Below are 10,847 nucleotides of genomic sequence, written 5' to 3' on the forward strand. Positions count from 1 at the left end.
CGTTCAGGGCGGAGCCCCCGGATTCCCGGGGGCTCCGCCCTTTCCCGTGCCCCTGGGGCTGCCGGGGAAATTCAGCCCCTCCGGCGTTTGAGGGGCGGGGGTCCAGGGGCGGAGCCCCGGAGTGACGGGACGGGAAGGGGCGGAGGGGGCAAAAAATGCTGCCCCACCGGCCCGGTGTGACGCGGGGGTGGGGCAGCGGGGGCGGTTGCCCCGGGCGGGGTTACGCCTTGCGGAGGCGGAACACCAGGGAGAGGCCCTCGTCCGTGAACGGGGCGCCGTAGGTGTCGTCGGCCTCGCCCTGGGAGAAGTCCGTGGCGAGGACCTCGTCGGCGATGAGGCCGGAGTGCTCGGACAGGGCCGCGATGACCGCCGGGTCGGTCGCGGTCCAGCGCAGGGCGATGCGGTCGGCCACGTCGAGGCCGCTGTTCTTGCGGGCCTCCTGGATCAGCCGGATCGCGTCACGGGCGAGGCCCGCCTGCCGCAGCTCCTCGGTGATCTCCAGGTCGAGGGCGACCGTGGCACCCGAGTCGGACGCCACCGACCAGCCCTCGCGCGGGGTCTCCGTGATGATGACCTCGTCGGGGGCGAGCGTGACCGTCTCGCCGTCGACCTCGACCGACGCCGTGCCCTCGCGCAGGGCGAGGGACAGCGCCGCCGCGTCGGCGTTCGCGACGGCCTTGGCGACCGCCTGGACGCCCTTGCCGAAGCGCTTGCCGAGCGCACGGAAGTTCGCCTTGGCCGTGGTGTCGACCAGCGAGCCGCCGACCTCGCTCAGCGAGGCCAGCGCTGTGACGTTCAACTCCTCCGTGATCTGCGCGTGCAGCTCCCGGTCGAGGGAGTCGAAGCCGGACGCGGCGATCAGCGCGCGGGACAGCGGCTGGCGCGTCTTGACGCCCGACTCCGCGCGCGTGGCACGGCCGAGCTCCACGAGGCGGCGTACGAGCACCATCTGCTTCGACAGCTCCGGGTCGATGACGGACAGGTCCGCCTCCGGCCAGGAGGACAGGTGGACCGACTCCGGGGCGCCCGGGGAGACCGGCACGATCAGGTCCTGCCAGACCCGCTCGGTGATGAACGGGGTCAGCGGGGCCATCAGCCGCGTGACCGTCTCGACGACCTCGTGCAGGGTGCGCAGCGCCGCCTTGTCGCCCTGCCAGAAGCGGCGCCGGGAACGGCGTACGTACCAGTTGGACAGGTCGTCGACGAAGGCCGACAGGAGCTTTCCGGCGCGCTGGGTGTCGTACGACTCCAGTGCCTGCGTCACCTGGTCGGTGAGGGCGTGGAGTTCGGACAGGAGCCAGCGGTCCAGGACCGGGCGGTCCGCCGGGGCCGGATCGGCCTCGCTGGGCGCCCAGTCGGACGTGCGCGCGTACAGGGCCTGGAAGGCGACCGTGTTCCAGTAAGTGAGGAGCGTCTTGCGGACGACCTCCTGGATGGTGCCGTGGCCGACGCGGCGGGCCGCCCACGGGGAGCCGCCGGCCGCCATGAACCAGCGCACCGCGTCGGCGCCGTGCCGGTCCATCAGCGAGATCGGCTCAAGGGTGTTGCCCAGGTGCTTGGACATCTTGCGGCCGTCCTCGGCGAGGATGTGGCCGAGGCAGACCACGTTCTCGTACGAGGACTTGTCGAAGACCAGGGTGCCGACCGCCATCAGCGTGTAGAACCAGCCGCGGGTCTGGTCGATGGCCTCGGAGATGAACTGCGCCGGGTAGCGGGACTCGAACAGTTCCTTGTTCTTGTGCGGGTAGCCCCACTGCGCGAAAGGCATCGAGCCCGAGTCGTACCAGGCGTCGATGACCTCGGGCACGCGCGTGGCCGTCTTCTCGCACTGGGGGCAGGCGAAGGTGACCGCGTCGATGTAGGGGCGGTGCGGGTCCAGCTGCGACTGGTCGGTGCCGGTCAGCTCGGTCAGCTCCGCGCGGGAGCCGACGCAGGTGAGGTGGCCGTCCTCGCAGGTCCACAGGGGGAGCGGGGTGCCCCAGTAGCGGCTGCGGGACAGTGCCCAGTCGATGTTGTTGTTCAGCCAGTCGCCGAAGCGGCCGTGCTTGACCGACTCGGGGAACCAGTTGGTCTTCTCGTTCTCCTGGAGGAGACGGTCCTTGACGGCCGTGGTGCGGATGTACCAGGACGGCTGTGCGTAGTAGAGGAGCGCGGTGTGGCAGCGCCAGCAGTGCGGGTAGCTGTGCTCGTACGGGACGTGCTTGAAGAGCAGACCGCGGCTCTGGAGGTCTTCGGTGAGCTTTTCGTCCGCCTTCTTGAAGAAGACGCCGCCCACGAGCGGGATGTCCTGCTCGAAGGTGCCGTTGGGGCGGACGGGGTTCACGACCGGCAGACCGTACGCACGGCAGACCTTGAGGTCGTCCTCACCGAAGGCGGGGGACTGGTGGACCAGACCCGTACCGTCGTCGGTCGTCACGTACTCGGCGTTGACCACGTAGTGGGCGGGCTCGGGGAACTCGACGAGCTCGAACGGACGTTGATACGTCCAGCGCTCCATCTCGGCACCCGTGAAGGACTCGCCGGTGGTCTCCCAGCCCTCGCCGAGCGCCTTCCCGACGAGCGGCTGCGCGACGACGAGGTTCTCCTCGCCGTTCGTCACGACGACGTACGTGACGTCGGGGTGCGCGGCGACAGCCGTGTTGGAGACCAGCGTCCAGGGGGTCGTCGTCCACACCAGGAGGGCGGCCCGGCCGGCCAGCGGACCGGAGGTGAGCGGGAAACGGACGAACACCGACGGGTCGACGACCGTCTCGTAGCCCTGCGCCAGCTCGTGGTCCGACAGACCCGTCTCGTCGCGGGGGCACCAGGGGGCCACGCGGTAGTCCTGGACCAGCAGGCCCTTGTTGAAGATCTCCTTGAGCGACCACCAGACGGACTCGATGTACTCGGGGTCCATGGTGCGGTACGGGTCGTTCAGGTCTGCCCAGTAGCCCATGCGGGTCGTGAGCTCTTCGAAGGCGTCGGTGTGCCGGGTCACGGACTCGCGGCACTTGTCGTTGAACTCGGCGACGCCGTACGCCTCGATGTCCTGCTTGCCGGTGAAGCCGAGCTCCTTCTCCACCGCGAGCTCCACCGGGAGGCCGTGGCAGTCCCAGCCGGCCTTGCGGGCCACGTGGTAGCCCCGCATGGTGCGAAAGCGCGGGAAGACGTCCTTGAAGACGCGCGCCTCGATGTGGTGGGCGCCCGGCATGCCGTTGGCGGTGGGCGGGCCCTCGTAGAACACCCACTCGGGGCGGCCCTCGGACTGCTCCAGGCTCTTGGCGAAGATCTTCTGCTCGTGCCAGAAGTCGAGCACGGCGTGCTCGAGCGCGGGCAGGTCGACCTGGGCGGGCACCTGGCGATACGTCGGCGCTGTCATCAGCGAGCTTCCTCCAACGGACTTTCTGCCTTCCGTCGGAGGGACGAGAGCCTGCATGCTGCCTACGCCGTGTGCGGCGCGCTCCCGCGGTACCACCCTCCTTGGCCCTCCGGTGCGTGGTGTGCGCCGGTGAGCCCCCTCATTGGGGTCGCGATGCCGGGTCTACTCACCGCTGCTCGTCGGCTGCGGCTTTCTTCCGGTGGCTCCGGGGTGATCTTCACGTCGCGCCGGCCCCCGGGCTCGCACCGTCCCCGGGTCGCTCATGGCTGCGTACGCCGCTACTCGTCCCCATCCACGCTTTTCGCTCCGCCCAGTGTACGGCGCCGCGGAGACATCGGCCGACCGGATTTCCGGGGCCCGCGCCCGGGGCGGGCGGGGCGCGGGCGCGGGCCCCGGCGGGGTGCCCCGGGGGCCTGCGCCGTGACCCGAATGGCGAGGCGCGGGTGTCCGGATCCTGGGACGCGGGCCGGGGCGGATTACCCGGCGGGGAGTTGGGCACAACGCATGCAGACTCGCGGCGGGGTGCGCGCGGGGCGGGCGAATCGGTGGCGTGCCCCGTTGCCGCGGGCCGGAAGTCGATTTATCGTCCCAGCACGATTCGCGTGCAAGATCACAATATGTGAAGGGGCCGCGGCCATGGTGGCGAAGAAGTCCGCCGTACAGGAGTCGGCGTCCGGCAGATCCACGGGTCCGGCGGCCAAGGACGTGGGTGGGAAGAAGAGCGCTCAGGGGGCACCCGCCGGGAACGCAACCGCACCGGCGAAGCCGGTGAAGACGGTGGGTGCGACCGCCGGGACGAAATCGGCCGCCAAGAAGACGGCTGCACAGAAGGCGGCCACAAAGAAGACGGCCACCGGGAAGTCGGTCACTACGGAGGGGGCCCCGACGAAGACGGCCACGACGAAACCGGCAGCCAAGAGATCCGCCACCAAGACGGCCGCGAAGAAGACCGCCGCGACGAAGACGGTGACGAAGAAGACGGCGACGAAGAAGGCAGCCGCCAAGAAGACGGCCGTCACGACCGCAGAGGCGAAAAAGCCGACGGCCGCGAAGCGTGCCGCCAAGAAGAGCACCAGTACGGCCAAGAAGGCGGTCGCGTCCGCGGCCGCGGGCGCGGCCCAGGCCGCGAAGACGACGGGAGCCACAACGGTGGTTGCGAAGAAGACTCCTGGCACGGCCACGGCGGCGAAGAAGTCCACCGCGGTCCCCAAGGCGCGGATCGCCGCCGTGACGCCCGGTGAGCTCGCGGTCCGCCCCGGTGAGGACCCCTGGACCCCGGAAGAGGTCGCGGAGGCGCGGGCCGAGCTGCAGTCCGAGTCCCTGCGCCTGCGGGCCGAGATCACGTCGTCGGAGGAGGCGCTCGCGGGACTGATGCGGGACTCCGGCGACGGCGCCGGCGACGACCAGGCCGACACCGGCACCAAGAACATCACGCGCGAGCACGAGATGTCCCTCGCGGCCAACGCGCGCGAGATGCTCGAACAGACCGACCGCGCGCTGGAGCGCCTCGACGCGGGCACCTACGGCCTGTGCGAGAACTGCGGCAACGCCATCGGCAAGGCGCGCATGCAGGCCTTCCCGCGGGCCACCCTGTGCGTCGAGTGCAAGCAGAAGCAGGAGCGCCGTTACTGAGCGGCGCGGGAGGGCTCCTGAGCACGTGGGCCCCAGGGGGTGTGCCGTACTCTCGTCCTCAGTCAGGCACCTAGGTTGAGGGACTCACGTGGCAGAGGCGGAGCGCATCATCGGTACGCCGGATAACCCAGGGGCGGCGGGGGCCGAACCGGAGCAGTCCGACGAGAACGCGGCGGCGGGCGGCCGGTCCGGCTCCGGCGACACGGCACCGGCGGAGCAGTCCGGTGCGGACGGGGCGCAGGGCGCCGGGACCGCGGCCGAGCAGCCGCGGCGCAGGCGCCGGATCGCCGTGCTCTTCGCGGTCGCGACCCTGGCGTACGCGCTCGACCTCGTCAGCAAGATGCTCGTCGTCGCGAAGCTGGAGCACCATGCGCCGATCGAGATCATCGGGGACTGGCTGCGGTTCGAGGCGATCCGCAACGCGGGCGCGGCCTTCGGCTTCGGGGAGGCCTTCACCATCATCTTCACGGTGATCGCCGCGGCGGTGATCGTGGTGATCGCACGGCTCGCGCGCAAGCTGTACAGCCTGCCCTGGGCGATCGCGCTGGGCCTGCTGCTGGGTGGCGCCCTTGGCAACCTGACCGACCGGATCTTCCGCTCGCCGGGCGTCTTCGAGGGCGCGGTCGTCGACTTCATCGCGCCGAAGCACTTCGCGGTCTTCAACCTGGCCGACTCCGCGATCGTCTGCGGCGGCATCCTCATCGTGCTGCTGTCCTTCCGCGGACTGGACCCGGACGGGACCGTCCACAGGGACTGAGCGCGCAGGCTGCCGTACGGCGGTGTCCGAGCCGTCCGGCATACTCGACGGGTGAGTACGATTCCCGAGATCCGCACCCTGCCCGTGCCCGACGGCCTGGAGGGCGAGCGTGTCGACGCCGCCATCTCCCGCATGTTCGGCTTCTCCCGTACGAAGGCCGCCGAGCTGGCCGCGGCGGGGAAGGTCATGGTCGACGGCTCGGTGGTCGGAAAGTCCGAGCGGGTGCACGGCGGCGCCTGGCTGGAGGTGGAGATGCCGCAGGCACCCGCCCCGGTGCAGATCGTCGCCGAGCCCGTCGAGGGCATGGAGATCGTGTACGACGACGACGACTTCGTCGTGATCGTCAAGCCGGTGGGCGTGGCCGCGCACCCGAGCCCCGGCTGGACCGGCACGACCGTGATCGGCGGTCTCGCGGCCGCCGGGTATCGGATCTCGACTTCGGGTGCCGCCGAGCGCCAGGGCATCGTGCACCGCCTGGACGTGGGCACGTCCGGCCTGATGGCGGTCGCCAAGTCGGAGCGCGCGTACACCTCGCTGAAGCGCCAGTTCAAGGAACGTATCGTCGACAAGCGCTACAACGCGCTCGTGCAGGGCCACCCCGACCCGATGAGCGGCACCATCGACGCGCCGATCGGCCGGCACCCGAACCATGACTACAAGTGGGCGGTCACGGCCGAGGGCAAGCCCTCCGTCACGCACTACGACCTCATGGAGGCGTTCCGGTCCGCCTCGCTGCTCGACATCAAGCTGGAGACCGGACGCACCCACCAGATCCGCGTCCACATGGCGGCCCACCGCCACCCGTGCGTCGGCGACCTGACGTACGGCGCGGACCCGACGCTCTCCAAGCGGCTCGGCCTCACCCGGCAGTGGCTGCACGCGGTGCGGCTCGGCTTCGAGCACCCCGGTCACGGGGAGTGGGTGGAGTTCTCCAGCGGCTACCCCGCCGACCTGCAGAAGGCGCTGGACAAGGTGCGCGAGGAGAGCAACGCATGAGCTCCGCGTTCGTCGTGCGGGTGGCCGAGGACGCCGCCGACCGCGAGGCGTGCTTCTCGGTGCGCAAGGCGGTCTTCGTCGTCGAGCAGCGCGTCGCCGAGGACATTGAGTACGACGCCTACGACGCCGGTGCCCTGCACGTGCTGGCGGTCCGGGAGGACGGGCTGCCGCTCGGCACCGGGCGCCTCCTGTACGGCGAGGAGGCCGCCGCGAAGACCGGCGGTGACCTCGGCGTCGGTTCCCTCGGGCGGCTCGCCGTGACCCGGGACGCGCGCGGTCTGGGCGTCGGCGTCGCCCTCGTACGCGCCATCGAGGACGCGGCACGCGCGCGTGGCCTCACGGCGGTGGACCTGCACGCACAGACGCACGCGCTGGGCTTCTACGAGCGGCTCGGCTACGAGGCGTACGGCCCGGAGTTCCCCGACGCGGGAATCCCGCACCGGGCGATGCGCCGCGCTCTTTGAACCCCGCGGTACCCGGGCCGGGTGTGACGTCCCGGCCGGGCGTACGGCGCGTGGCACGCTGGAGACTCTGATCGTCTCGCCAGCCCGGAGTGCGCCACGTGGACCAACTCGCCCTGCTGTTCGTGCTGCTGCTCGGAGCCGTGGTGAGTGTTCCGGTGGGGGACCGGTTCGGGTTGCCCGCGCCGGTGCTGATGACGCTCCTCGGCATCGTGCTCGCCGTACTGGACTTCGTGCCCAACGTGGACATCCCGCCTGAGCTGATCCTGCCCGCGTTGCTGCCGCCGCTGCTCTACGCCTCGGTGCGGCGCACGTCGTGGAGGCAGTTCACCGCCAACAAACGCCCGATCTTCCTGCTGGCCGTGGCGCTGGTGTTCGTCACCACCGTGGTGGTGGCCGCCGTCGCAGGCGCGATCGTGCCGGGGCTGCCGATCGCCGCCGCCGTCGCCCTCGGGGCGCTGGTCGCGCCGCCCGACCCCGTCGCGGCGACCGCCGTCGCCGGACAGCTCGGGCTGCCGCGCCGACTGGTGTCGATCCTCGAAGGCGAGGGGCTGTTCAACGACGTCACGGCCATCGTCCTCTACCACGTGGCGATCGCCGCCGCCGTCAGCGGAAGCTTCTCCCTGCCGCGCGCCGCCCTCGACCTGGTGCTGTCCGCGGTCGTCGCGGTGGCCGTCGGACTCGCGCTCGGCTGGGCCGCCAACAAGCTGATGAACCTGTTGGACGACGCCACCCTGCAGATCGGCCTGACCCTGCTGGTGCCGTTCGCCTCGTACGTCCTCGCCGAGGAACTGCACGGCTCCGGGGTGCTCGCGGTGCTCACCACGGCGCTCTTCCTGGCCGAGTACGCCACCGACGCCGACGACGTCCTGACGCGACTCGCCGGGCACACCTTCTGGAGCGTGGTCGACACACTGGTCACCGGAGTCGCGTTCGGACTGATCGGGCTCGAACTGCACAACGCCATCAGGACGGCGTCGGGGCGCTGGGGCGAGATGCTCGGCTGGGCCGGGGCGATCGTCGCCGTCGTCGTCCTGGTACGCCTGGCATGGCTGCTGCCGGCGACCTGGCTGACCAAACGCCTGCACGCGAAACGGGACTACGACGAGGAGATCCCGACCTCGTGGCGCGAGACCGTCGTGATGTGGTGGGCCGGGATGCGGGGCGTCGCCTCCGTCGCGCTCGCGCTGGCGATTCCGCTGGAGATGGACGACGGGTCGCCGTTCCCGGACCGGGACGAGATCGTCTTCATCGCCTTCGGCGTGATCATGGCGACGCTGGTGCTCCAAGGGCTCACGCTGCCCTGGCTGGTGAGGAAGCTCGGCGTGCGGGCCGACACCGACAGCGAGAAGGAGTTCGAGCGGGTGCTCGCCGTCCGCGCGGCGAAGGCCGCGAAGCGGAGACTGAAGGAGATCGAGGAGGTGGAGGAGCTGCCGGAGGAACTGTCCGAGCAACTGCTGCGCCGGGCCTTCGAGATCGGGGTGCGGATCAGCCCCGACATGGGGGACGACGAGCGGCGCGAGGCGCACGACCAGCGGGTCCGCCGGATCAAGCGGATGCGGCGGATCCAGGGGGAGATGCTGAGCGCGGCGCGGCACGAGGTGTTGTCGGCGCGGAGCGAGCCGGGGGCCGACCCGGAGATCGTCGACCGGGTGCTGCGGCATCTGGATGTGCGCAGTCTGCGGTGACGGGACCCCGGCCGAAGCCGGGGTCCCGTCCAGGGCGCCGTATCGGCGTCCTTTCCCGCGGGTGCGGCCCGGTGCTCAGCCCCGGCCAGTCCGCGGCGGCTCGTGGGCCCGCCGTACCGCCCCGTCCGCGGACCCGGAACGCCCGTTGGGGCTGCCCGGCGACAACAGGGCGTCGGCCGTGTTCACGCGGGGCAGCGCGTACGGGTGGTGCTCGGTCAGCCAGCGGATCATCTGCTCGCGGACCGTGACCCGTACCGTCCAGACGTCGTCCGCGTCCTTCGCCGTCACCAGCGCCCGCACCTGCATGGTGTTCGGCGTCGTGTCCGTGACGGCCAGGCCGTAGTCGCGGCCGTCCCAGGCCGGGCACTCGCGCAGGATGTCGCGGAGCCTCTCGCGCATCGCCTCCACGGGTGCGGTGTGGTCGAGGTGCCAGAAGACGATGCCGGTCATCTGGGCGCCGCCGCGCGACCAGTTCTCGAACGGCTTCGAGGTGAAGTACGAGACCGGCATGGTGATCCGGCGCTCGTCCCACGTCCGCACGGTCAGGAAGGTGAGGGTGATCTCGTCGACCGTGCCCCACTCGCCGTCCACCACGACCGTGTCGCCCAGCCGCACCATGTCGCCGAAGGCGATCTGCAGCCCGGCGAAGAGGTTGCTGAGCGTGGACTGGGCGGCGACACCGGCGACGATGCCGAGGATGCCGGCCGAGGCCAGCAGCGAGGCGCCGGCCGCGCGCATCGCCGGGAACGTCAGCAGCATCGAGGCGGCCGCCACCACACCGACGATCGCCGTGACCACCCGCATGATCAGCGACACCTGCGTGCGCACCCGGCGCAATCGGGCCGGATCGCGGTGGGCCCTCGCATAGCGGGAGTACGACGTCTCGACGATCGCGGCCGTGATGCGCACCACCAGCCAGGCGGTGGCCCCGATCAGCACCAGCGTCAGGCCGCGCCCGATGCCGACCCGGTGTGCCTGCAGCAGCTGTGCCTCGTCGTAGGAGCCTCTGAGCATGGCCGCGCAGAGAACGAGCTGGTAGGGGATACGGCCGCGGCGCAGCAGGCCCCACAGCGGCGTCTCCGAATGCTGGTCGTCTGCCTTGCGCAGCAGGCGGTCGGTGGCCCACCCGATGAGGAGGGTGAGCACGACCGATCCGCCGACCACGATCAGCGGGCGCAGTACCGTTTCCATGCCTTCGAACGTAACCGGATGAGGGCGGTCATGAACATGTTGCCTGGATACGGCGTTGTCGGTGCCGGCTGGCACCATGGGTTCATGAACATCTTGCTCTTTCACTCGACCTTCGGCCTCAGGCCCGCGGTGCACGCGGCGGCGGACCGGTTGCGCGGCGCGGGGCACGAGGTGTGGACGCCCGACCTCTTCGAGGGGCGGACGTTCGAGTCCGTCGAGGAGCGCATGGCCTTCAGGGACGAGATCGGCAAGGAAGAGCTGCTCAAGCGGGCCGTTCTGGCCGCCGCACCCCATTCCGAGCGCGGGCTCGTGTACGCCGGGTTCTCCTTCGGCGCCGCGACGGCGCAGACCCTGGCCCTCGGCGACGACAAGGCGCGCGGCCTTCTGCTGCTGCACGGTACGTCGGACATCGCCGAGAGCGCCTCGGTGGACGAGCTGCCGGTGCAGCTGCATGTCGCCGAGCCGGACCCGTTCGAGACGGACGACTGGCTGAGCGCCTGGTATCTGCAGATGGGCAAGGCGGGCGCCGACGTGGAGATCTACCGGTACGCCGGGGCCGGTCATCTGTACACCGACCCCAGCCTGCCGGACTACGACGAGGAGGCTGCCGAGGCCACCTGGCGGGTGGCACTCGGCTTCCTCGAAACCCTCTAGGAGCCGGGGCCGCTAGGGGGTGTTTTGAAAGTCCTGTGCGGTGCCCGCGGTGTTCGGTGCGTGCCCTCGGCGTGCCGGACGAAGGCCCTCGTACTGGACGTACTTGGGAC

8 protein-coding genes are annotated in these 10,847 nt (G+C 70.8%); 6 read left to right on the forward strand and 2 right to left on the reverse strand.

Going from position 1 to position 10,847, the window contains the following annotated elements:
• Positions 1-220 precede the first annotated feature (220 nt).
• A complete protein-coding gene (gene ileS / locus ACN6LB_RS12235; RefSeq protein WP_445025827.1) occupies positions 221-3,358 on the reverse strand; it encodes an isoleucine--tRNA ligase in 3,138 nt (1,045 codons plus the stop codon).
• Positions 3,359-3,994: 636 nt separating this feature from the next.
• Between ileS and ACN6LB_RS12240 the strand changes: the two genes are divergently transcribed.
• From ACN6LB_RS12240 to ACN6LB_RS12260, 5 genes are all read left to right on the forward strand, one after another.
• Complete coding sequence (locus tag ACN6LB_RS12240) at positions 3,995-4,990, forward strand: TraR/DksA family transcriptional regulator (protein WP_445025828.1); 996 nt, start codon at positions 3,995-3,997, stop codon at positions 4,988-4,990.
• An 88-nt stretch (positions 4,991-5,078) separates the two neighbouring features.
• Positions 5,079-5,747 (forward strand): signal peptidase II, encoded by a 669-nt coding sequence (gene lspA / locus ACN6LB_RS12245; protein WP_445025829.1) that lies wholly within the window; start codon positions 5,079-5,081, stop codon positions 5,745-5,747.
• 51 nt (positions 5,748-5,798) lie between these two features.
• Positions 5,799-6,743: an RluA family pseudouridine synthase gene (locus ACN6LB_RS12250; RefSeq protein ID WP_445025831.1), complete on the forward strand. Its 945-nt coding sequence runs from the start codon at positions 5,799-5,801 to the stop codon at positions 6,741-6,743.
• Positions 6,740-7,207, forward strand: a complete 468-nt coding sequence (locus ACN6LB_RS12255) for a GNAT family N-acetyltransferase (RefSeq protein ID WP_445025832.1) — start codon at positions 6,740-6,742, stop codon at positions 7,205-7,207. The genes ACN6LB_RS12250 and ACN6LB_RS12255 overlap by 4 nt, the downstream gene beginning before the upstream one ends.
• A 98-nt stretch (positions 7,208-7,305) precedes the next feature.
• Positions 7,306-8,892, forward strand: coding sequence for a Na+/H+ antiporter (locus ACN6LB_RS12260; protein ID WP_445025833.1), 1,587 nt, complete (start codon positions 7,306-7,308; stop codon positions 8,890-8,892).
• A gap of 75 nt (positions 8,893-8,967) precedes the next feature.
• On the opposite strand, the gene ACN6LB_RS12265 is transcribed toward ACN6LB_RS12260, so the two are convergent.
• The gene (locus ACN6LB_RS12265; RefSeq protein ID WP_445025835.1) at positions 8,968-10,083 is read right to left on the reverse strand and encodes a mechanosensitive ion channel family protein; all 1,116 of its coding nucleotides are present in this window, start codon (positions 10,081-10,083) and stop codon (positions 8,968-8,970) included.
• Between the two features lie 84 nt (positions 10,084-10,167).
• Here ACN6LB_RS12265 and ACN6LB_RS12270 point away from each other — a divergent pair, with 84 nt between their 5' ends.
• Positions 10,168-10,737, forward strand: a complete 570-nt coding sequence (locus ACN6LB_RS12270) for a dienelactone hydrolase family protein (RefSeq protein WP_445025837.1) — start codon at positions 10,168-10,170, stop codon at positions 10,735-10,737.
• Positions 10,738-10,847 lie beyond the last annotated feature (110 nt).

The organism is Streptomyces sp. SAS_270, from assembly GCF_052543295.1.